We start from the raw sequence: 22773 nt of genomic DNA, 5'->3' as shown, positions 1-22773 counted from the left end.
CTGAGGAGCCGCCTCGCCCCCGTCAGCCCAGACGGTGCGTTCGCCCAAACCACCGCGGCGGGTGCTTCTGAAGCGCCCATATTCGGACTACCCGGTTGGCGTTGCAGCAGCACCCGCCACCCCCTCGTCTCTCAAGAGGCGAGGAGCGCCGACAGGGCGCGACAGGGACGGGACAAGAGTAGGGTGGGCAAAGCGGCAAAGCCGCGTGCCCACGCGGGATCAACCACAATCCGGAGCGGATTCGCTCGCGGCGACGAAGGCGTTTGCCTGATGCAGAGCGATGCCGCCGCCCCGACTGTCATCCCCGGCGCGGGCGAAGCCCGCGGGAAGGGGAACCAGTAACCGATGTCGGTGCAAAACGAAGCGCGGCACCGTTTACTGGATCCCCTGCCCTCGCGCCTTCGGCGCTCGCCGGGGATGACAGGCCAGTGATTCCCGACCAACTCCGTGACGTGGCTCGGCTGGATGGCGCGCGCGCCCCCTCGACGCTCATCCCCGCGAAAGCGGGGACCCAGGCGGCGTTGGGGAATGGGCGCGCGGCCGGCCGATACAGGCACCCAGCGTGAGGACTGGATCCCCGCTTTCGCGGGGACGAGCGGTTGAGGATCGGCGGAGTGTCCCAAGGCCGCGGGACCTGCCACGTACCATCCTCGCGCGGCGGCCACTGTGCCGACGACAGGTTGTTGTCTCGCGAGGGGTGTCCGTCAGCGCCGCGCGCCCCCTCCACCACCGCTGCGCGGCGGTCCCCCTCCCCCGCTTGCGCAGGGGAGGATGCGCCCGGTCGCCCGCGTGTCGCCCTCGTCATCGCTTGTCGCGCGACATCGCCACCGCGATCCTCCCCCGTTCACGGGGGAGGGGGATCGCCCGAAGGGTGGTGGAGGGGGCGCCCTTCGTCTGTGGAGGGGCGCTCGCCGTCATGCAGGGCGCACACCGGTCACGACAAAGCCGGGACGGCGGTGGAGAGGTCGTACGTCATTCTCTCAAGGGCGCAGTCGCGGGAACCACGCCTCAACAAACGACATTGGCCTGTCGCGCCTTTTCTGACACGCTTAGCCGATGACGACGCCCGCGCCTTCCTTCACCATCGGCATCGAGGAGGAATACCTCCTTGTCGACCGCGAGACCCGCGACCTGGCCGCCGATCCTCCGGCCGGGCTGGCCGCCGATCTCGAAGCCGCGCTCGGATCGCAGGTGACGTCGGAATTCATGCGCTGCCAGGTCGAGATCGGCACCTCCGTCTGCGGCTCGATGGCCGAGGCGCGGGACGAGCTTCGCCGGTTGCGCGGCGCGGTGATCGCCTGCGCCGATCGCTACGGCCTGGCGCCGATCGCCGCCTCGACCCACCCCTTCGCCGACTGGACCGAGCAGCGCAACACCGACAAGGAGCGCTACAACGTCATTGCCCGCGACCTGCAGGCGGTAGCGCGGCGGCTGCTGATCTGCGGCATGCATGTCCATGTCTGCATCGAGGACGAGGCGCTCCGCTTCGACCTGTTCAACCAGTTGCCGTATTTCCTGCCGCACCTGCTGGCGCTGTCGACCTCCTCGCCCTTCTGGCGCGGCGACCAGACCGGGCTGCATTCGTACCGGCTGGCGGTATGGAACGAGGTGCCGCGCACCGGCCTGCCGCCGACCTTCCTCGGACCGGACGAGTATCACCGCACGGTCGAGACTCTGGTCAAGGTTGGCGAGATCGAGGACGCCACCAAGATCTGGTGGGACCTGCGCCCCTCGGCCCGCTTCCCGACGCTGGAAATGCGGATCACCGATGTCTGCTCACGGCTCGACGACACCATCGCCATCGCCGCTCTCTACCGCTGCATCGCCCGCATGCTCTATCGCCTGCGCCGCGACAACCAGCGCTGGCGGAGTTACTCGGCCCTGCTGGTCAACGAAAACCGCTGGCTCGCCCAGCGCTTCGGCGCCACCCGCACGCTGATCGATTTCGGCAAGGGGGAGGCGGTGCCGGTTCCCGACCTGATCGGCGAACTGATCGACCTTATCCGCGAGGACGCCGAGTTCTTCGATTGCGTCGCCGAGGTCGAACATGCCGGCCGCATCGCCGCCGAAGGCTCTTCCGCCGACCGCCAGATACGCTTATACGACCGGGCGATCGCCACCGGCGCTTCGGCCGAGGAGGCGCTGAAGGGCATTGTCGACCACCTCGTCGAAGAGACACGCGCCAACTGCGACGCCGATTGACCGTCGCCCGCACCAGCCAGGAAACGAAGACCGATCGATGAAGGACGAAACACCCGACGCCGCGCCGGTGCAGATCGTTGACCGGAAGCTGCTTTCCGACGACTGGGCGACGCTGACCAAGTACACCCTCGATTACCGCCGTCGCGACGGTGCCCAGGAGACGCTGATCCGGCAGGTTTACGATCGCGGCCATGGCGCGGCGATCCTGCCCTACGATCCCGACCGCGGCACGGTGCTCCTCGTCCGCCAGTTCCGGCTGCCGGTCTATCTCGTCGACGGGCGCGGCTGGCTGATCGAGGCCTGCGCGGGCCTGCTCGACGAACTCGATCCCGAGGCCGCCATCCGCAACGAGGCGGTCGAGGAACTCGGCTACGAGATGAAGGGCATCAGCCGCGTCTTCGATACCTATACGAGCCCCGGCAGCGTCTCCGAACGTCTCGCCCTCTTCGTCGCCCGCTATTCGCCCGCCGACCGCATCTCCGCCGGCGGCGGCGCCGAGGAGGAGGGCGAGGATATCGAGGTCATGGAGCCAACCCTCGATGCGGCGCTGGCCATGGTCGCGGCCGGGCAGATCACCGACGCCAAGACGATCATGCTCCTGCAGTATCTCAAGATGAACGGCCTGCCCCCCGACAAGGCCAGGCAGGGCGAGGAGCGCGCGTGATGGCCGACCCCGCCAACCCGCACAAGGGCCAGCCGGTCCTCCAGTCCGGCGCCGCACTCGACGAGGCGACCGCCGCCGTGATCATGCTGCACGGGCGTGGCGCCGACGCCGCGGACATTCTCGGTCTCGCCGGCAGCTTCGATCGGCCGGCGCTGGCCTATCTGGCGCCCGATGCCGCCGGCCACACCTGGTATCCGCGGCCCTTCATCGCGCCCGTGGCCCAGAACCAGCCTTACCTCGCCTCGGCGCTAGAACTGATCGCCGACATCATCGGCCTCCTCATCACCCGCGACATCCCGCCGGAGCGGATAGCGCTGGTCGGATTCTCGCAGGGCGCCTGCCTGGCGCTCGAATTCGCCGCCCGACATCCCGACCGCTACGGCGCGGTCGTCGCGCTGACCGGTGGCCTGATCGGCGATGTCATCGACCCCGCCGACTATCGCGGTTCGCTGGAAGGGACACCGGTCTTCATCGGCTCGAGCGACGTCGATCCGCATATTCCGTTCGCCCGGGTCGGCGAATCCACCGCGGTGATGGAGAAGCTCGGCGCCGAGGTGACCGAGAAAATCTATCCGGGCATGGGCCACACCATCAACGAGGACGAGGTTTCCCATGTCCGCGCCCTGCTGGACCGATTGACAGGGTAGCGCCGGCCACGGTTGTGACACCGGTCACAGCGCCCGGGGGACCCGGGGATTATCGTGGTTGGAGGCGGTGCGGCAGCGGCGCAACAGGTCGCGACAATGTCACAGTTCGGTGTTGTATGGCTTTTGTTTCAATGGACAAATACCGGACAAGCGAGTTGACCATGTGCTACCCGGTAACGGCGAATAAACCTCCATTCGATAGGTTGAAAGCGACGATCCGGCGCTGGTCGAGTGGACGGACAGGCAAGAGTCGCGGGCAATGACGACGCGGATTGTGAAATTGGTCAGTGCGAGGGTATCGGTTTTCGCTGCGGTTGCTGCGGCGACCCTCGCCATCAGTGCGCCCGCCGACGCTGCAAGCTTCTGTGCACGCCTCCAGGCCGACTATCTTTCCGCGGTCCGGTCGGGCGGCGGTGGGGGCGGCGGCAGTCGCTCGGATTACAGCCGCCTGCGGCGCGAACTTGCCTCGGCCGAGGCGGACGCCAAGCGCAAGAATTGTCGCGGCCTCGGGATTTTCCGGAAGCCCTCGCCGAGCTGCCCGTCGGTGATGAGCAAGCTGAACCGTATTCAACAGCAACTCAGCCAGGCGTCGCGAGGCAGTACGAGCCGGCGTTCGTCTTCCGATCGCGACCGGCTGTACAGCCAGCTTCGCCGCAACGGGTGCTCGATCCCCTCGCTCGGCGAGACCGCGAGTTCCGGCTACCGCACGCTCTGTGTGCGGACCTGCGACGGCTTCTATTTCCCGGTCAGTTTCTCGTCGCCCCGGTCCCGCTTCAAGATTGACGAGACCGTGTGCAAGTCGATGTATGGCGGCGCCGAAGCCGAACTCTTCGTCCACTCCAATGGCCGTGCCGCCGACACGGCGGTGTCCCTGCAGGGCACGCCGCTTTCTGCGCAGTCCTATGCCTTTGCCTATCGCTCCAGTTTCAGCGAGTCGTGTCAGATCGAGTTGAAGCGCGGTCTTGCCAATCTCGCCGAGGTCTTCGCCGACCAGGTCGCCGCGTCCAAGGCCAACAGGCCCGCGGTCGAGGGCACGCCGGCGCCGGATCTGCTGCCGCGGCCGACGGCCCGGATCAACCCCGCCCGCGATCCCGAAACCCAGGCCAATGTCGCCGGCCGCTTCAAGGTCGCGCCGATCGAATCCGAGGACGGCGGCGAGTTCACGGTTGCCGGTATCCGACGCCTCGGCCCCGACTATTATTACATCGCGCCGACCACGATCGATGCGCTCTACGAAGCGCCGGATCTGGGGCCGGAATTCAGCCTGATCAGCTCGGCCCATGCCGCTGAGCCGCCGCCCAAGGCCGACGGTCCGACCGGGTCGACGGTCGTCCAATAGGATATCCTGCCGCCTTCGATGCGGCAGGTGGCCATACCAAGCGAGGATTTCGCCCATGTCGGTATTCCCGAAGCGGACAGGCGCGATCATCGCCGCATCGGCGGGTGCCGCCCTTATGATGACATCCGGTGCGGCCGGTGCACCCCTTCACGTCGAGACCGTCAGCATCGAGCGGTCGACCAAGAATTACGACGTGAACGTCCACTATCCGCGCACCGGGCTCGCCACCGTCGATCGGCCGATGCAGGAATGGGCGACAGGACTGGCCGATGAATTCGTCAAGCAGGCGGAGGAGGATTTCGCCTCCTTCGGCGACGACCCGCCATTCGGGAGCTATTCGCTCGACCTCAGTTTCGGCGTGGCGCGCAACGACGAGACGGCCTTTGTCGTCGGCTTCGACGAAGGCATCTACACCGGTGGCGCCCATCCCAACCAGGACATCGAGACTTTCAACTATCTGATGCCGGACGGCTGGCGCGTCTTCCTGCCGGAAATCTTCGATCCCCTTGCGGTGGAGCGGATCAGCGAACTCGCCATCGCCGACCTCAAGCGCCAGTGGGGCGGCGATTCACTGAGCGACGACGATTGGCTGAAGTCCGGCGCAGGCCCGGACTGGGACAATTTCCGGGATTTCATGCTGCTTCCCAATTCGCTGGTCATCCGCTTCCCGCCCTATCAGGTGGCGGCCTATGCGGCGGGACCGCAGGCGGTCGAGCTGCCGCTTGCCGAACTCAAGGGCCTGATGCGGCGGGACTGGCGGACGCCGGTGCCGTCCTTCGATTGCGCCAGGGCCGGAACCGCGACGGAAACGGCGATCTGTTCCGACGTGGTCGTCGCCCGTCTCGACCGCGACATGTCGGACGCCTATCGACGGGCCCTGCGCTATGCCGACGACGGCAAGCAGACCGCGGTCCGCGACGCCCAGCGCGCCTGGATCAATGTCCGCAATGCCTGCGGCAGCAGTTTGCTCTGCCTGACATCGGCCTATGACGAACGCCTCAAGGCGCTGTCAGGCGGCTAGCCGAAGCGCTCCGCCGTCCCGTTGGCGGGGATCTATTCCGCCGGCTCGGGCAGCTTCGCCATCGGGTTGTTGGGGTGCTGGGTCCAGTTGCGATAGCCAGTGGCCGGCGCCCCGGACTGCGGATCGGTGGCGGCGGTGATCCGCTCCATGGTGATGCAATCCTCGACCGGGCAGACATTGACGCAGAGGTTGCAGCCGACGCATTGGCTGTCGATTACCTCGAAGTGGCGGCGTCCGTCCTTGGTCGCGGTGATCGCCTGGTGCGAGGTGTCCTCGCAGACGATGTGGCAACGGCCGCATTCGATGCAGAGGTCCTGGTCGATCCGCGCCTTGGTGACGAAGTTCAGGTTGAGATACTGCCAGTCGGTGACGTTGGGAACCGCCCGGCCGGTGAGGTCCGACAGGGTCATGCCCTTCTCGTCGAGATAGCGCGACAGCCCTGACTTCATCTCCTCGACGATCTTGAACCCGTAGGTCATTGCCGCGGTGCAGACCTGGACGTTGCCGGCGCCCAGCGCCATGTACTCGGCCGCGTCGCGCCAGGTGGTGATGCCGCCGATGCCGGAAATCGGCAGGCCGGCGCACTCCTTGTCGCGGGCGATCTCGGAGACCATCGACAGGGCGATCGGCTTGATCGCCGGGCCGCAATAGCCGCCGTGGCTCCCCTTGCCGTCGATCGAGGGTTCGGGCGCAAAGTTGTCGAGGTCGACGCTGGTGATCGAATTGATGGTGTTGACCAGCGAAACGGCGTCGGCGCCACCCTTGTGGGCGGCGCGGGCGGGATAGCGGATGTCGGTGATGTTCGGCGTCAGCTTGACGATCACCGGCATGCGGGTCGATGCCTTGCACCAGCGGGCGACCATTTCGATGTATTCGGGCACCTGGCCGACGGCCGATCCCATGCCGCGCTCGCTCATGCCATGCGGACAGCCAAAATTCAGCTCGACCCCGTCGCAGTCGGTGTCCTCGACGGCCTTGAGGATCGCTTTCCAGCTCGGCTCCTCGCAGGGGACCATCAGCGACACGACCAGCGCCCGGTCCGGCCAGTCGCGCTTGACCCGCTTGATCTCCTCGAGATTGACCTGCAGTTCGCGGTCGGTAATCAGCTCGCTGTTGTTGAGGCCGATCAGCCGCCGGTCGCCGGCGTGAACGGCGCCGTAGCGGGGGCCGGCGACATTGACGATCGGCGGATCCTCGCCGAGCGTCTTCCAGACGACGCCGCCCCAGCCTGCCTTGAAGGCGCGGACGACGTTGTATTCCTTGTCGGTCGGCGGCGCCGATGCCAGCCAGAAGGGGTTGGGCGACTTGATGCCGACGAAGTCGGAACGAAGGTCTGCCATCTGTCTCTTCCTGTTCGGTCCTTCGCCGGTCTAGCCGGCGAGCGCCCGGTTGATCGACTCGGCGGCGATCTTGCCGTCCTCCACCGCGACCACGGTCAGGTCCTCGCCGCCGACGATGCAGTCGCCGCCTGCCCAGACTCCGGCGAGGCTGGTGCGGCGCTCGTCGTCAACCTGGATCCGTCCACTGTCGATGGCGATGGCCTGGCCGGCCCCGTTGAGCGCTTCGGGCACGAAGGTCTGGCCGATTGCCTTGAACACCATGTCGGTGTCGAGCGTGAAGGTCTCGCCGGTGCCGGCAAGCCCTGCGCCATTTTCGGCGGTGTATTCGAAGGTGACGCCGGTGACGCGGCCGCCGTCGGTGACCAGCGCCGTCGGCTGGGCGTTGAACTTGATCGTCACGCCATCGGTCTGGGCAAGCTCGCGCTCGTATTCGCTGGCGCCCATCCGGTCGGCGCCGCGGCGATAGACGATGGTGACGTCCTCGGCGCCAAGCCGCTTCGACTGTGAGGCGATGTCGATGGCGGTCATGCCGCCGCCGATGACGACGATGCGGCGGCCAACCGGCAGCGCGGCGAGGTCGTCGGTCTGGCGAAGCTCGGCGATATAGGCGACCGCGTCGCTGACCCCCGGCTGGTCCTCGCCGGCAAGCCGCAACGCGTTGACGCCGGCAAGGCCGACGCCGATGAACACCGCGTCGAATTCCTCGCGCAGCGAGTCGATTGAGAAATCGCGGCCGAGCGCCTTGCCCGGCTCGACGGTGATGCCGCCGATCGACAGAATGAAATCGACCTCGGCCTGGGCGAAGCCGCCCGGCGTCTTGTAGGCGGCGATGCCGTATTCGTTGAGACCGCCGATCTTCGGCCGGGCATCGAAGATGACGACGTCGTGGCCGTGAACCGCGAGACGATGGGCGCAGGAGAGCCCGGCCGGACCGCCGCCGACGACGGCAACGCGCTTCCCGGTCGGCGCGGCGCGAACGAAGGGCTGTGTCCCGTCGGCCATCAGCGCGTCGGTTGCGTAGCGCTGCAATTCGCCGATCCGCACCGGCTTGCCTTCCGCCTTCTCGCGGACGCAGGCTTCCTCGCACAGCGTCTCGGTCGGGCAGACCCGGGCGCACATGCCGCCGAGGATATTGGCGGAAAGGATGGTCTCCCCCGCGCCCTTCGGATTCTCGGTCAGGATTTCGCGCAGGAAGAGCGGGATGTCGATGCCGGTCGGACAGGCGGTGACGCAGGGCGCGTCGTAGCAGAAGTAGCAGCGGTCGGATTCGACCAGAGCCTGATGCCGGTCGAGCGGCGGATGAAGGTCGTTGAAGTTGGCAACATACTGCTCGGCGGTCAGTCGACCGGCGGCGATGTCGGGAGTTCTCTCATCGACCATGAACAGTCCCGTGCTCGTTGTCGCAGTTTGGAATAACTCTTGATCATTTGGACAAATTTTTCAGAGGGCGTCAAGACGGCTGATGCGTGGCGTCCGCGATGGTCCGTTTGAGGAAGGCGCGGATCAGCGCCAGCGTCTTTTCCGGCGCCTCGACCATCGGCGAGTGGCCGACCCCGTCGATGATCGTCACCGACGCGCCAGGGACGGTCTCGTATCGTCTTGCCTCGGTTGCCGGGACGATCGCGTCGAGGTTCCCGAAGATCGCCTGGAGCGGCGGTATGGGCTGCAGCGCGGCGAGACGCTGGTCCAGTGGCCGTGCATCGCGAAAAGCGACGCTCTCGTCATGAGCGCCGACCGCTGCCGTATAGGTGAGTTGGGCAAGATCGGCGACGAAGGCTTCGGGCACCGCGAACCCGGGCGTGAAGGCCTGGGCCAGCGCCCTGCGGCGAGTGGAGGCGGTGACGAAGCGGGAAAGCAGTGGCCCGATTACCGGGCTCATGTAGAACTGGGTGACCGTGTTGAAGTCGACCGCGGCGGTCGGCGGGGTATCGATCAGCACGACGCCAGCGACCCTGTCAGGCCGGGCTTCGGCCACGGCGGTCGCCACTTCGCCGCCCATCGAATGGCCGATGACGGTGAAGCGTTGGACCTGCTGCGCGTCCAGCAAGGCGGTGACGAGGGCCGCCTGGCGTTCGATCGAATAGCCGCGTTCCGGTGCTTCGGTGCCACCATGGCCGATCAGGTCGAGGCGAATGACGCGATGGTCGCGGGCGAGGTCGGGCGCGACGGCGTCCCACCAGTCGAGGGCAGCGCCGAAGCCATGGATCAGGACGATCGCCGGTCCCTCGCCCTCGATCAGCACGTTGGCCGGCACGACATCGGTCGTGATCACGGTGCCGCCGTCGCGGGCGATGGCCGCGTGGGTTTCGGCGTCGACCAGAGCGGCATTGACGAAGAGCGCCGCGATGGCGGCGACGATGACGAAGGCCGCGACGCCGATCCAGCCTCTAGGCCTGGACATAGGTCGACGGCCCGCGGACGTTCTCATCGATGTGGAGCTTCTGGAACAGCGACGGCATCGCGCGTTCGGCGCAGTCGGTGCGCGGGCAGGTGCGGCATGAGACGCCGATCGGCGTGGCGATCTGAGGGTCGGCGACGTTGAGGCCGTCGGCATAGACGATCTCGCCGGCATGGCGGACGTCGCAGCCGAGGCCGATGGCGCGCTGGCCGACGCGATGCGGCAAGCCGCTGGTCGGCGACAGGGCGGTGGCCCGCCCGGTGGTGCGGGCGACACAGAAGAAGCTGCCGCCGTCCGGCATCCGCGAGATCTGCACCCGCAGCATTCCCGGCGTCGAGAAGGCGTCATAGACGTTCCAGCGCGGGCAGGCGGCGCCGAAGCGGGCGATGTGAATGCCGGAGGCCGAGAAGCGCTTCGAGATGTTGCCGGCGATGTCGACCCGGATGAAGTGGAACGGCACGCCTTCGTCGCCGGGACGGCGCAGCGTCGTCAGCCGGTGGCAGACCTGCTCGAAGGAAACCCCGAAGCGGTTCCTGAGGATGTCGATGTCGTAGCGCGTCGCCCGCGCCGCCTCGATGAACATCCGGTAGGGCATCATCACGGCGGAGGCGAAATAGTTGGCCAGTGCCGTCCGCATCAGCGCCTCCGCGTCGCTCGACGAAAAGTTGCCGGAGGCGGCGATCCGGTCCAGGGCGGGATGATGGCCGAGATAGGCGATCTGGTGGGCGATCTGGAAAAGCCGGCTCGATGGCGGCAGCATTTCCGAGATCTGCAGCCGCCGGGCGAGCTGGTCGTAGCGCCGCGAGCGCCCCTTCATCGCATCGGCCGGGCGAATCTCGACCTCGGTCCCGTGGCGCTGGCGCAGCACCGTCATCAGGTCCTGCTGCAGCGTGTGGATCGACAGCCCGTCCTCCCGCCACAGCGCCTCGGCCGCCTCCTCGAGCTCCGGAAAATGGTTGAGGCGCTTCTGGATGAACTCGGTCACCTCTTCCGACGGGATCGAGACCGGCGGCGTTTCGCTGGCATCCTCGCCGGCACTGGTCGTGGCGTCGGCCGGCAGGTGGCGGCGATAGGCCTCGTAGAGATCGATCATCGCCCGACCGACCGCCGGCAGCAGCGAGACAAGCTCCTGCACGTCGGTCGTCTTGACCTCGGCGCCCTCGAAGATCGGGTCGGAAAACGCCTCCATCAGTTCCAGCGACAGCCTCTGGTCGGTGTCGGCGGCGAAGCTCTGGAGGTCGACCTGGAAGCGCTCGACCAGCTTGAGCAGGACGCGGACGGTCACCGGCCGCTGGTTGCTCTCCAGCAGGGTCAGGTAGCTGGCGCTGATGCCGAGTTCCCGCGCCATCTGCGCCTGCGTCAGGTGGCGTTCCTGGCGCAGCCGCCGCAGCTTGCCGCCAATCCGCATCGCCTTCATCGGACCCTCCTTCGGGTGCCTCTACAAAACCTACAGAGTTACAGAACAAGTTTGTAAAGAAAGTTACACTGTTCCAGATTTCTTTGTTATTTCATATATTTATTGACCAACACTCGCTGTCAAATATACCTCTCTCCCCTGTCAACACAAGGGAGATGACGATGAGTACGCCACCCGATCGCTTCAAGGGCATCCGTCGCGACTACGCGCCGGAAGACGTCAACCGGCTGCGCGGTTCGGTCCATGTCGAGCACAGCCTCGCCCGTCTCGGCGCCGAGCGGCTGTGGCAATTGCTGCGCACCCGGCCGTTTGTCCGCACTCTCGGTGCGCTGACCGGCAACCAGGCGATGCAGCAGGTCAAGGCCGGCCTCGAGGCGATCTACCTGTCCGGCTGGCAGGTCGCCGCCGACGCCAACAATGCCGGCGAGATGTACCCGGACCAGTCGCTCTATCCGGCGTCCTCGGTGCCCGACGTCGTCCGTCGCATCAACAAGACGCTTCTGCGCGCCGACCAGATCGCCACCCTCGAAGGCGGCGACGAGACCTACTGGATGGCGCCGATCGTCGCCGATGCCGAGGCCGGATTCGGTGGCTCGCTCAACGCCTTCGAACTGATGAAGGCGATGATCGAGGCGGGCGCCGCCGGTGTCCATTTCGAGGATCAGCTCGCTTCGGAGAAGAAGTGCGGCCACCTTGGCGGCAAGGTCCTGGTGCCGACCCAGACCTTCATCCGAACCCTCAATGCGGCGCGCCTCGCCGCCGATGTCTGCGGCGTCAACACGCTGCTGATGGCCCGCACCGACGCCCATTCGGCGACGCTGATCACCAGCGACATCGACGAGCGCGACGCGGCCTGGATTTCCGGCGAGCGGACGTCCGAGGGCTTCTACAAGCTGAAGCAGGGCAGCACCCATTCGGTCGAGCATGCGATCGCGCGGAGCCTTTCCTATGCGCCCTATGCCGATCTCCTGTGGTGGGAGACCTCGGAGCCCGACCTCGGCGAGGCGCGCGAATTCGCCGAGGAGATCCACCGCCAGTTCCCCGGCAAGCTTCTCGCCTACAACTGCTCACCGTCTTTCAATTGGCGTGCCAAGCTCGACGAGAAGACGATGGAGAGCTTCCAGGAGCAGCTGGCCGGGATGGGCTACCGCTTCCATTTCGTCACGCTCGCCGGCTTCCACGCGCTGAACCTGTCGATGTTCGAACTGGCCAGCGCCTATCGTGATCGCGGCATGGGCGGTTACTCGGAACTGCAGGAGCGGGAGTTCCGGGCCGAGGCAGATGGCTTCACCGCCGTGCGCCACCAGCGCGAGGTCGGCACCTCCTATTTCGACGCGGTCGCGATGGCGATCTCGGCCGGCCAGTCCTCGACCACCGCGATGGCCGGATCGACCGAAACCGCGCAATTCCGCCGAACCGAACCCGAAACCGCCTGAACACCGGCGCAGCACCAATCGACAGGGAGACTGATCATGCAGGATGAATTCTGGGTCGTCGGCGGTCGCTACCGCGACACGAGCTTCACCGATCTCGCCGACGGCGGCGCCGAGGCCTATGGCCCCTTCGCCCGCTACGACGAAGCGCACCGCTCGTGGTCGGACCGCAGCAATGGCAGCCGCTCGCTCGCCTCGGTCCGCTATTCGATCGTGGTGACGGCATCGCGGGCCCATGCCGCCTGAGGTCGGGAGAGCCCGGTGGTAAAACGCGGCGGTCGCCAGAGAGGGGCGGCCGTCGCGTCGTCGTTCAGCCGCCGCAATAGCAGGTGGTGAAGTCGGCCTGCTCCTGGTGCTGGATGGCGCAGAGATAGGCAGGCAGGTCGGCCTCCGACAGCGGCTCGTGGCTGACCGTGTAGAGACGGCGGAAGGTATCGGCGGAGGGACCGCCGGCCTCCGCGTCGCCGATCATCCTCGCGACGCTTTCGGCCGAATACTGCGGCAGGGCATAGGCTTCCGTGAAGGTGTATTCGGGCTGCCAGTCGCCGGCGACCGCCAGCGAGGCCGTGTCGAGATTGGCGAGATACCAGGTGGTGAAATCGGTCGGGATTCCGGTGCCGGGGTCATAGGTGACGATCTCGAAGCCGGGATTCTGGCCATAGATCGGGCTGATGGCCGGCGGGATCTTCTGCAGGCCGAGGGCCTTGCCGGCGTCGTCGATCAGGAGGCGATAGTCGTCCATGTGGACGTGGCCGGAATAACTTGCCTGGACGATGTCCCTGTAAGTGCGCAGAAGCTGAATGTAGCCGTCGGCATAGGGCTGGCGGAGGAAAGGCACGACCCGGGCGGGGCAGGTCGCCGCCTTGCTGTGGGCGGTCGAGAAGGGATCAATGCCCCACGGGATGTGGTGGACGATCCAGACCGCGTCGCCGGCCGCCTTCTGACGGGCGAGGGCATTAGCCAGCCAGGTCATCATCGCCGCGGCCGCCGCCTCCCCGCCGGTGCCGCAGGCATCGCGATATTTGGCCGACCAGAGCACGTCGTTGACCACGAGGATCAAAGTGTCGGGCCGTCCCGGATGCCGGACGGCGTAATAGCCGCCGGCGGCGTAGGTCGCATCGAAGTCGGCCGCGACCAGATCAGGACCGGCAAGCCGGCGGACCATGTCGCGGGTTGCGGCGAGATAGCCGCCGCCCGGGGTGATCTCGTAATCGCCGCAGTCGGAATCGTTGTTGCCCAGCGCCAGGAAGACCGGCCGGTCGGGGAGCGCGGCGGCGAGGCTTTCACCGACGAACAGGGTCGTCTTGATCGCGAATTCGCGGACGGACGGAGCGTCGGCCGCGACGCCGAGCGCTTCCGCTGCCTTCTGCTCGAACGCGTGGGCGAGCAAATCGCCCGGCACGATGGCAAAGTCCGCACCAGCGGCCTCTCGCGCGAAGGCTTCGACCGCGGACTGCATCAGGGCGAAGTTGGAATCGCTGCCCCAGGGCGACATCGCCTGTTCGGTCAGGGCGCCGAAGACCGTGGGCCAGTCGCGGACATCGGTGTCCGAAAGCCGCGCGGCGAGGGACGGTGGATCGAACGGGTCGAGGTGGATGTCGGAGATCAGGCCGAAGCGGCCGGTCGGGTCGGCGGCGTCGGCCGATGGCGACAGAGCGGCCAAGCCGGCGGCGACGAAAGCAGACAGCACCCCGGACCGCCGCATCGTCAACGGCGGAACGCCTTGCGGATATCCTTGACGAGGTCGCGGATCTCCTCGGCGGCGAGCCCGCCCGGCTCGGCTTCGAGGACCGTGCTCCCTGACCCCATGCTCGACGGGTAGGCGACGCGGTTGCCAAGCTGCGCCTTCGCGACGCGGTAGCCGAGGTCGCGGGTCGCGTCGGTCATTTCGGCGGTGAGCAGCGAGCGGCGATTGACCCGGTTGAGCACCAGGATCGTCTCCTTGCGCTCCTTCGTCGCCATCTGCAGCGTCGGCTCGGTCGCCCACAGGTCGACCGGGGTCGGCTGCAGGGGCACGACCACCAGATCGGCGATCTCGATCGCCGGACGCATTTCGAGGTCGGATTTCGGCGGCGTGTCGATCACCACGAAGTCGTGGTGTTTGGCGAGGTTTCGCGCCTCGCGCCGGGCGCCCCAGCCGCTGGCTGTGCGGAACTCGAGGTCGATGCCCTCCTCGCCGAGCCGCTCCTCGCGGCGCTCGAACCACTGGCCGAGGCTTCCCTGGGGATCGACGTCGACGATGGCGACCGACTTGCCCCCGGTCCCGAGGCCGATGGCGAGGTGCGCGGCGACCGTGGTCTTGCCGGAGCCGCCTTTTTGCTGGGCAATGGTGATGATGACACCGGGCATGGGCAGTCCTTCTCGCGGAGCGTGAACCTCCCTAACGCGCAATCATGACACCGAAGCAATTGCCTTGCCAAAGAATCGTCGGCTGCCGGTCAGCTTATGCACAGCGGCGGAAGATGGCGCGGCCTACTCGGCCAGCCTGGCGAAATTGCCGGACGCGACCACCTGCCAGTTATCGCCCGTCACCCGGAAGACGATGAGCTGCGGCGCGTTGCTCTCCGCCTTCTTGCCGTCGAGCTCCTCCTCGATCTGAAGCCGCATGCGCGTCACGACGATATCGCCGTTGCGGGTGACAACGAGGTCGTTGATGACCGGCGTGCTGTCGATATGCGGGATGCTGCGCGCGAGGTACTCTTCCTTGTTGTAGGCGGCGCCGTCCGACCGGACGAGCTGGAACTCGGGCGCGATGAACGGGCGCACCGTCTCCGGATCGCCGGTTGCCAGCGCATCGAAGACGGCGGTGATTGCTGCCCGGGCCTCGGCCTCAAGCGAATCGTCTGCCGCGGCGCCGGCGGACGCGAAGCCTGTTGCCAGCATCAAGGCCAGGATACCGGCGGTTGCGTTGCGGATCATGGCTTGGGGAGCCGCGTTCCTGATCATTGGTGCCGCCCTTTCCAGGCTGTGAACGCGCTCACTTTGCCCGCAGCCAAAAGGTGCTGCAACGTTGGGCTATTGTCCGAATCGCGACGCGCATGACGTCGATGGGGGTGTCGGTGGACGCATTGGTTCTCGGGGAGGCGTGAAAATGACCACGTGGATCGTATTGGCGGTCGTGGCAGTCGCCATCGTCTTTGGCATCGTTCTCTTCAACCGGCTGGTTCGCACCCGGCAGATGGCCGAGGAAGGCTGGAGCGGCATCGACGTCCAGCTCAAGCGCCGGGCCGACCTGATCCCCAACCTCGTCAGCACGGTGAAGGGCTACGCGACGCATGAGCAGCAGGTGCTGGTGCGGGCGACCGAGCTTCGCGCCGCCGCCGGCAAGGTCCCCGAAAGCGACGTTGCCGCGCGCGCCCGTGCCGAAGGCAAGCTTTCGAGCGCCATCGGCAAGCTGATGGCACTGGCCGAGGCCTATCCAGACCTCAAGGCGAGCGACAATTTCCTTGAATTGCAGAAGACGCTGGCGACCGTCGAGGACGAGATCCAGATGGCGCGGCGCTACTACAATGGCGCGACGCGGAACCTCAACGTCATGGTCGAATCCTTCCCGAGCAACCTGGTCGCCGGCCTGTTCGGCTTCGTCAAGCGCGACTTCTTCGAGATGGACCCGAGCGACGGGGCTGTTCCCGGCATCGACTTCAAGGGAGCGGGAACGTGAGGACGCTCGCCGCATGCCTCGCCGCCGCGCTACTGCTTGTCGCGGCTCCCGCAGTTGCGGATGAAGTGATCGAACGGTTCGACGCGGAGATCGTCGTCCAGTCGGACGGTGTGCTCGCCGTCACCGAGACGATCCGGGTCAAGGCGGAGGGCGACCAGATCAGGCGCGGCATCTTCCGCGACTTTCCGCTGACCTTTGTCGACGCGGAGGACCGCGTCCGTTCCGTCACCTTTTCCATCGAGGACGTCACCCGCGACGGCGAGCCGGAGCCCTTTCACACGGCGCGCAACAACGAGGGTATCCGCATCTATATCGGCGAGCAGGACGTGCTGCTCGCGCCAGGCGTCTACACCTATACCATCCGCTACGAGACCGGCCGGCAGGTGCGTTTTCTCGACGAACACACCGAGCTGTTCTGGAACGTCACCGGCAACGACTGGGCCTTCCCGATCCGCGAGGCGACGGCGCTCTTCACCCTGCCGGACAACCGGCCGCCCATCCGCTGGACCGCCTATACCGGGCGCTATGGCGAAGAAGGCGAGGCCTTTTCCGGCGAGATCACCGGCGACGACAGCCTGCGGGTGTCGACCACCGCGACCCTGCCGCCGCGTTCCGGCCTGTCCGTGGTGCTGCAGATTCCCGATGGCCTCGTGTCCCCGCCGAGCGGCTTCCAGGCCTTCTCCTACTGGTTCATGGACAACCGCCGCTTCGTCATTGGCGGCATCGGCCTCGTCGGCGTCCTCGCCTTCTATCTCTTTACGTGGAACGCGGTCGGCCGCGATCCACCAAAGGGGACGATCATCCCGCTGTTCCATCCGCCGGAAGGCATCTCACCGGCGCTCGCCGGCTATATCCGCGACTATGGCTGGAGCGGCGGTTGGCGGGAATTCACCGCGGCTGCCCTGTCGCTGGCGACCAAGGGATACCTGGTCTTCGACGATTCGGGCGACGACATCGTCCTGACCCGCACCGACAAGGAAAAGCCGGCGCGCATGCTGCCGCCGGGAGAAAACGCGATCCTCAAATGGGTCGACAGGAAGAGCGGCAAGGTCACGATCAACAAGGCCAACGGCAAGAGTCTCGCCACCGCCTTCAACAGCTTCAAGGGGGCGGTCGAGCGGGAAACCCGCGACCGCTTCTTCCGGCGCAACCTTGGCTACTTCATCGCCGGCCTCTTCCTCACCGCCGTGTCGCTGGCCTTCGTGCTGTTTCTCGGCGGGCTGCCGGACAACGAGATCGGCCTGCTGATCGCCGCGGTGATGATCGGCTTCTTCCTCGGCGTCTTCGTCATCCCGCTGGTCCGGGCGCTCTTCGGGGCGCGGACGGTCAAGTCGACCTTCGTCATCGGCTTCAACCTGCTGGTCCTCGGCTTCATTGGCGTCGGCATCTTTTCAGCGGCGGGCGGCATTCTCTCCAGCCTGCCGCAGGGCTTCGGCGAGAGCCTTCTCGGCGCGATCTGGCGGAACGGCTTCCCGCTGGTGCTGGTCGCCGGCTTCGCGGCGATGAACGGCGCCTTCTTCTATCTCCTGCGGGCGCCGACGGCCGCCGGCCGCAAGATCATGGACCAGATCGAGGGGCTGGAGATGTATATCCGCACGGCCGAGACCGAGCGCCTCAACATGGCTGGCGCGCCCGACCTCGACGCGAAGCAGTTCGAGCGGATCCTGCCCTACGCGGTGGCGCTCAACGTCGAGAAGCCGTGGTCGGAGGCGTTCGAGAAGGCGTTTGCCCGCGCCAACCCGGGCAACGCGGTCGCGACCGGCTACAGTCCCGCCTGGCATGGCGGCCACAACTGGGGCGGCCGCAGCCTCGCCAGTTCGATCGCGTCGACGGTGTCGACGGCGCAGAGTTCCTTCGCCAGTTCGATCCCGGCGCCGAAGTCTTCCTCCTCGGGATTCTCGGGCGGCGGAGGAGGCGGCTCCGGTGGTGGTGGCGGCGGCGGCGGTGGCGGCGGCTGGTAGTCAGTCGGAGCGACCGGCGGTGCTGTCGATCAGGTCCTTGTAGGACTCGAAGAGCGCCGCCGCTGCTTCTTCGACTTTCTCGTCGAGCGGCGCCGGGTCGAGGTCCATCCCCTTGGCAAGTTCGCTGGTGATGGTCTTGAGGATCTGGATCCGCGCCCATTTCTTGTCGTTGGCGGCAATCACGTGCCACGGCGCGCGCTTGGTCGAGGTGCGGTCCAGCATCTCGTTGGTGGCGTCCTCGTAGTCGTCCCATTTCTTGCGGTTGCGGAAATCCTCATAGGAGAGTTTCCAGCGTTTCATCGGGTCGCGCAGCCGCGCCTCGAAGCGCTTCAACTGTTCCTCCGGGCTGATATGGAGGAAGAATTTCAGCACCCGCATCCTGTCGTCGGTCAGCAGCCGCTCGAAGTCGTTGATCTCGTCGAAGGCCCGGCCCCATTCGGACGGCGATGCGAAGCCCTCGACGCGCTCGACCAGTACCCGGCCGTACCAGGAGCGGTCGAACACCGCGATCGCGCCATTGGGCGGAAGCCGCTCCCAGAAGCGGAGCAGGTAGTGCCGCTCGAGGTGATAGTGGCGGGGGGCCGCGATCGGCCAGACCTTGAAACCGCGCGGGTCGAGGACGGCGGACATGCGGCGGATCGTGCCGCCCTTGCCGGCCGCGTCCCAGCCTTCCATGACGATCACCGCCGACTGGCCGGAGCCGAGATAGGCCTGCTGGATCTGGCGCAGCTTGGTCTGCTGCTTGTCGAGTTCGGCTTCGTAGCGATCGGAGTCGAGCCGTTTGGTCAGGTCGACATCGGCCAGCGTGTTCTGCTGCTTCGACGACTTCTTCCTGGATTTTGCCATGCGCTCCATCATCCGGTTGCCCGTTCAGCCTAGCCGGAATCGACGACCGCCGCCAACGCGTCGCCGGGAGAGGGGCGGTTTCCGAGCCATGCAGCATGCCCGCGACAAGCCGCGACAGGACCGGTATCAAGGCGAGACGCGGCGAGGATCTGCTGGAGGAACGGACCGGTGAGCGACGACGGACGGTTGGGCGATATCGAGAAACGGATTGCGGCGCTCGATGATCCATCGGCGCTCCTGCGGGCGATCGACGATCTGCCGGACCTCGCCGATCGAGGCGACGAGGCCAGCGTTCGCCTTGGTATTGCGCGCGGCATCGTCCTCAACCGGCTGGGGCTGCCGGAATCGGCGCTCAAGGCGCTGCAGCAGGCACGCGCCCTGGCGCGCGACATCGGCGCGACCGCCTTGCACCCGGCGATCTCGCGGGAAACCAGCCGAATCCACATATGGCGCGGCGAAACGGCCTCGGCGGCGCTGGAACTGATGCGCTCGGTGGTCGAGGCCGATGCGGCGGGAAACCCGGGCGATACGGCGGCCGCCGTGGTCGAATTCGGTCGCCTCAACCTCGATACGGGCCGCTATGAGGCGGCTCTGGACGCCTTTGCGCTGGCCGCCGGACGGATTGAGATGCTGCCGGGGCGGGAAGAATCACGCCTGCCCGTGAACCAACGCGAGGCGTTGCTGGCGCTCGGCCGATACGACGAGTGTCTCGACGGCATCGACGCGATGATCGCCGCCCTGCCGGCCGGCTATGGCCGAGACAGTTTCGTCGCCCGGGTGATCAAGGCGCGTTGTCTCGCCGCGCTTGACCGGGACGACGAGGCGCGGGCGGCGGAGGCGGACGCCCGGGCCTGGGTCGGCGACCACCCGTCATCCTATGAGCGGGCCGAACTGGCGTTGCTCGAAGGCTTCCTCAATCGCAAGGTCGACCCGGAGGCAACCATTGCCCGGGTCGAGCGGGCCCTCGACCGCTTTGTCGACGACGACCTGCCGCGGCACGAGTTCGACGCGCGCATCCTGCTTGCCGAAACGCTGGCCGGAATGGAGCGCCGGGCCGAGGCCGAAGCCTGCATCGTCGAGGCGTTGCGCCGGGCCGAGGATCGCCGGTTGCCGGCGATGGCCGACCGGGTGCGCGCCGTGGCGGTGGGGTTCTGGCGGCCGGCGATGATCGCCGAACTGTCGCCGGAGGACCGGCTCAGCGAGGATGGCGGCAGCGGCCGCTTCCTGGTGCTCGAAACGCTCGGCACCGGCGGCTTCGGCGAGGTGCAACGGGCCATCGATCTCGATACCGGCACGGAAGTCGCGATCAAGCGCCTGCGGCGGCAGGAGAATCTCGACCTCGACACGGCGCGTTCAGTGATGGCCACCGCGCGCAACGAGATCCTGACGGGCGGGCGGATCCGCAGCCGCTTCGTGGCGCGGACCCGCTATCTCCATATGGATAGCGGCGGCGGGCTGACGCTTGTCCAGGATTACGTCGCCGGCCCGACGCTGCGCGTCGCCATCGACGACGGCGCGGTGGACTTCGGCCGCAAGATGGCGATTGCCGCCTCGATCGCCCGGACGCTGGCGACGCTCCACCAGGCGGGTATCGCCCATCGCGACCTCAAGCCGGACAACATCGTGCTGCGCCACGGCACCCAGCCGGTGATCATCGACCTCGGCATCGCCCGGCTGAAGGGCATGGCCGATACCGCCGCCGGCCTCGGCACCGTGCGCTACGCCGCGCCGGAGCAACTCGAGGCAGCGACTGACGATCGCTGGCTCGGCCGCGAGGATATCTATGCGCTCGGCCGGATGATCGGCGAGATGATGGAGGACGAGGAGCAGGGCGATCGGAAACGCGGCATCCTCGGTCGCTTCGGCTGGCGCCGCACCGCCCGGATCGACGGGCCGCTGGCAACGATGGTCAAGACGATGACCATCGCCGAGCCCGACCGGCGCGATGTCGATCTCGACCAACTCGCCGATCTGCTCGACGACGCGGCGGTCACCCTGGAAGATTGAGGGGCGGGGGGCTCAGTCGGCCGGCGCTGCCGCCGTTGCCGCATCCTCGGCGGTCATCACGAAGAGTTCGTAATCGACCGGATCGTTCTTTTCGCCCAGCACGCGGAGGCTGAGGGTTTCCGCATCCTCGCCGACGAAGCTGACATTGGCGAAGGAGGTTCCGGACCCGGCGAAATCGACCGCCTCGTCGCCCCGGAAGAGGCGCAGCGACAACGTCCGCCCGACCTCGCCATAGGCGACGATGGAGTAATGCTTCCCGGGCTCGACGCTGATCTCGTGCTCGCGATAGAGGATCGGTCCGGCGGCGACGGCGTCGCGGTCGTCGAGCGACGCCTTGAGGCGCAGGGTTTCGACGGCCTTCTTGCCGGGCTCGGCCTTCTCGAGCGCCGCCGCGGTGTCGGCGACGATCTGCTGACGGTGACGACCGAAACGCGGCAGGACGACGGTCCGCCAATAGGTCGCGGTTGCCTCGGCGTCGAAGACATCCGAGGGATCGAAACGGGCGTTGAGGAGGTCGACGCGCTGGCCGAAATTCTCGAGCACGGCGCTTGGCTGGCGCGATCCGTCATTGTCGAAGACCGTGCCGCCCGACAACACCGCCACGACACGGCCGTTGACGTTGAAGATCGGGCTGCCGCTGGCGCCACCGGTCGCCGGGATGCTGTGCCGGATCAGGTAGGCCTGCCGCGGGTCGGTATCGAACAGGAAGAAGTCGGTGATCGAGCTGGCATAGCCGAACTTGACCAGCGGCTCGGGATTGTCGGCCGCCGTGCGCTGCGCCGTGGTGCCCTCGACCGGATAGCCGGCATAGGCGAGGAGGTCGCCCTCGCCGAGTTCGGCGATTTCCTCGGGCGAGGCCAGTTCCAACGGCGCGCCGAGCTTGTCGGCATTGTCGACCTGCAGCACCGCGACGTCGAAGCCGGACGGCTGGGGCAAGCCCTCGAAGGCCGCGCTGAAATCGGGGTCTTCGCGCCCTTCGCGTGCGCGGAAGTCCTTGAGCGCCGCGTAGCCGGGATGGATCCAGGCGTCGGTCACGACATGGGTCAGCGTGTTGCCGGGATGGACGACAAGCAGCTTTCGGGCGCCGCGCGGATCGTATTTGGCAGCGACATGGGCATTGGTCGCGACCAGCCCTTCGCCGACCGGCCAGGCGGTGCCGAGCAGGGTGCGCGAGCCATCCTTGCCCTCGATGACGACGGCATAGGCGGCGTCCTGGATCCTGTCGATGGTCTCGTCGTCGAAGCTGGCGGCGACCTTCTTGCCGATCGCCTCCTGCAGGGTGGCTATCTCGTCGAGCCGTCCCGACTGCTGTTCATAGTAGAAGTAGCTGCCGACGCCGATTGCGAGAACCGCCACGGCCAGCGATCCGACGACGCGGCGCAACTGGCGGAACTGCTCGCCCGACCGAACGACCTTGGCCTGGGTGAGGGTGCGCTCGAGGCCGCCCATCTCCGCGACCTGCTCGAGCTCGATCCTGAAGGACGGTCCGTCCTTGCCGCCGAGGCGAATGACGTCGCCATCGGACACTGCCTCGCCGGAGGTCGCCGGCGTGCCGTTCAGGGCGACGTAGCGGTCGCCGAAGACCTCGATGGCGTAATGGCCGGATGGCTGGCGGTAGAGACGGAAATGTTTGCGGCTGACGATGCGATCCTCGGGTGCGAAGACCACGTCGGAGGCCGGCTCGCGCCCGAAGACGATTTCTTCCTTGCCCGCGTCGAAGACGATCGCGCCGTCGGGGGCCGGGGCAGAGCCCTCGGGCCCCTTGCTGATCCTGCCGCCGCCCTGCGACTCGATGCTGACGCTGTAATCCATGTCACATCCTCTGTCTCAAGCGCTC

Annotated in this window: 19 protein-coding genes; 10 read left to right on the top strand and 9 right to left on the bottom strand. The window is 66.9% G+C overall.

The window, feature by feature from the left end; translation table 11 throughout:
• The first annotated feature begins 1056 nt into the window (after window positions 1-1056).
• The 5 genes from BLT60_RS21060 to BLT60_RS21040 all read left to right on the top strand — a co-directional run bounded on the left by BLT60_RS21060 (window position 1057) and on the right by BLT60_RS21040 (window position 5873).
• Window positions 1057-2202 (top strand): carboxylate-amine ligase, encoded by a 1146-nt coding sequence (locus BLT60_RS21060; RefSeq protein ID WP_090879838.1) that lies wholly within the window; start codon window positions 1057-1059, stop codon window positions 2200-2202.
• Window positions 2203-2239: 37 nt separating this feature from the next.
• Window positions 2240-2866: an NUDIX domain-containing protein gene (locus BLT60_RS21055; protein WP_090879836.1), complete on the top strand. Its 627-nt coding sequence runs from the start codon at window positions 2240-2242 to the stop codon at window positions 2864-2866.
• Window positions 2866-3513, top strand: coding sequence for an alpha/beta hydrolase (locus BLT60_RS21050; protein WP_090879833.1), 648 nt, complete (start codon window positions 2866-2868; stop codon window positions 3511-3513). The genes BLT60_RS21055 and BLT60_RS21050 overlap by 1 nt, the downstream gene beginning before the upstream one ends.
• A gap of 259 nt (window positions 3514-3772) precedes the next feature.
• On the top strand, window positions 3773-4852 hold the full coding sequence (locus BLT60_RS21045; RefSeq protein ID WP_090879831.1) for a DUF2865 domain-containing protein: 1080 nt from the start codon (window positions 3773-3775) through the stop codon (window positions 4850-4852).
• Between the two features lie 55 nt (window positions 4853-4907).
• The gene (locus BLT60_RS21040; RefSeq protein WP_175478564.1) at window positions 4908-5873 is read left to right on the top strand and encodes a DUF3298 domain-containing protein; all 966 of its coding nucleotides are present in this window, start codon (window positions 4908-4910) and stop codon (window positions 5871-5873) included.
• A gap of 32 nt (window positions 5874-5905) precedes the next feature.
• Here BLT60_RS21040 and preA read toward each other — a convergent pair whose 3' ends face one another.
• The 4 genes from preA to BLT60_RS21020 all read right to left on the bottom strand — a co-directional run bounded on the left by preA (window position 5906) and on the right by BLT60_RS21020 (window position 11028).
• The gene (gene preA / locus BLT60_RS21035; RefSeq protein WP_090879825.1) at window positions 5906-7213 is read right to left on the bottom strand and encodes an NAD-dependent dihydropyrimidine dehydrogenase subunit PreA; all 1308 of its coding nucleotides are present in this window, start codon (window positions 7211-7213) and stop codon (window positions 5906-5908) included.
• Window positions 7214-7243: 30 nt separating this feature from the next.
• On the bottom strand, window positions 7244-8593 hold the full coding sequence (locus BLT60_RS21030) for an NAD(P)-dependent oxidoreductase (protein WP_090879822.1): 1350 nt from the start codon (window positions 8591-8593) through the stop codon (window positions 7244-7246).
• Window positions 8594-8663: 70 nt separating this feature from the next.
• Entirely contained in the window at window positions 8664-9614 is a 951-nt protein-coding gene (locus BLT60_RS21025; RefSeq protein WP_175478563.1) for an alpha/beta fold hydrolase, read from the bottom strand.
• The gene (locus tag BLT60_RS21020) at window positions 9601-11028 is read right to left on the bottom strand and encodes a helix-turn-helix domain-containing protein (RefSeq protein ID WP_090879816.1); all 1428 of its coding nucleotides are present in this window, start codon (window positions 11026-11028) and stop codon (window positions 9601-9603) included. The genes BLT60_RS21025 and BLT60_RS21020 overlap by 14 nt, the downstream gene beginning before the upstream one ends.
• Window positions 11029-11189: 161 nt before the next feature.
• On the opposite strand from BLT60_RS21020, the gene aceA reads away from it, so the two are divergent.
• Entirely contained in the window at window positions 11190-12464 is a 1275-nt protein-coding gene (gene aceA / locus BLT60_RS21015) for an isocitrate lyase (protein WP_244521374.1), read from the top strand.
• 36 nt (window positions 12465-12500) lie between these two features.
• Window positions 12501-12707: a DUF4170 domain-containing protein gene (locus BLT60_RS21010; protein ID WP_090879810.1), complete on the top strand. Its 207-nt coding sequence runs from the start codon at window positions 12501-12503 to the stop codon at window positions 12705-12707.
• Window positions 12708-12771: 64 nt separating this feature from the next.
• Here the strand turns inward: BLT60_RS21010 and BLT60_RS21005 are convergent, their stop codons facing one another.
• From BLT60_RS21005 to BLT60_RS20995, 3 genes are all read right to left on the bottom strand, one after another.
• Window positions 12772-14151: a metallophosphoesterase gene (locus BLT60_RS21005; RefSeq protein ID WP_139167916.1), complete on the bottom strand. Its 1380-nt coding sequence runs from the start codon at window positions 14149-14151 to the stop codon at window positions 12772-12774.
• A gap of 17 nt (window positions 14152-14168) precedes the next feature.
• Window positions 14169-14810 (bottom strand): ParA family partition ATPase, encoded by a 642-nt coding sequence (gene parA / locus BLT60_RS21000; RefSeq protein WP_090879804.1) that lies wholly within the window; start codon window positions 14808-14810, stop codon window positions 14169-14171.
• Window positions 14811-14933: 123 nt separating this feature from the next.
• Window positions 14934-15407 carry a nuclear transport factor 2 family protein gene (locus BLT60_RS20995; RefSeq protein ID WP_090879801.1) on the bottom strand — a complete coding sequence of 158 codons (474 nt, stop codon included), beginning with the start codon at window positions 15405-15407 and terminating at the stop codon, window positions 14934-14936.
• Between the two features lie 145 nt (window positions 15408-15552).
• Here BLT60_RS20995 and BLT60_RS20990 point away from each other — a divergent pair, with 145 nt between their 5' ends.
• Window positions 15553-16122, top strand: a complete 570-nt coding sequence (locus BLT60_RS20990; RefSeq protein ID WP_090879799.1) for a LemA family protein — start codon at window positions 15553-15555, stop codon at window positions 16120-16122.
• Complete coding sequence (locus tag BLT60_RS24470; RefSeq protein ID WP_175478562.1) at window positions 16119-18083, top strand: DUF2207 domain-containing protein; 1965 nt, start codon at window positions 16119-16121, stop codon at window positions 18081-18083. The genes BLT60_RS20990 and BLT60_RS24470 overlap by 4 nt, the downstream gene beginning before the upstream one ends.
• On the opposite strand, the gene BLT60_RS20980 is transcribed toward BLT60_RS24470, so the two are convergent.
• Window positions 18084-18929, bottom strand: a complete 846-nt coding sequence (locus BLT60_RS20980; RefSeq protein WP_210185655.1) for a polyphosphate kinase 2 family protein — start codon at window positions 18927-18929, stop codon at window positions 18084-18086.
• 168 nt (window positions 18930-19097) lie between these two features.
• Here BLT60_RS20980 and BLT60_RS20975 point away from each other — a divergent pair, with 168 nt between their 5' ends.
• A complete protein-coding gene (locus BLT60_RS20975) occupies window positions 19098-20936 on the top strand; it encodes a serine/threonine-protein kinase (RefSeq protein WP_139167915.1) in 1839 nt (612 codons plus the stop codon).
• A gap of 12 nt (window positions 20937-20948) precedes the next feature.
• Here the strand turns inward: BLT60_RS20975 and BLT60_RS20970 are convergent, their stop codons facing one another.
• Window positions 20949-22748, bottom strand: a complete 1800-nt coding sequence (locus tag BLT60_RS20970; protein WP_090879790.1) for a trypsin-like peptidase domain-containing protein — start codon at window positions 22746-22748, stop codon at window positions 20949-20951.
• Window positions 22749-22773 lie beyond the last annotated feature (25 nt).

Origin of the sequence: Bauldia litoralis (assembly GCF_900104485.1) — a bacterium.
Lineage (GTDB): Bacteria > Pseudomonadota > Alphaproteobacteria > Rhizobiales > Kaistiaceae > Bauldia > Bauldia litoralis.
This window is presented reverse-complemented; position numbering and strand designations above follow the sequence as displayed.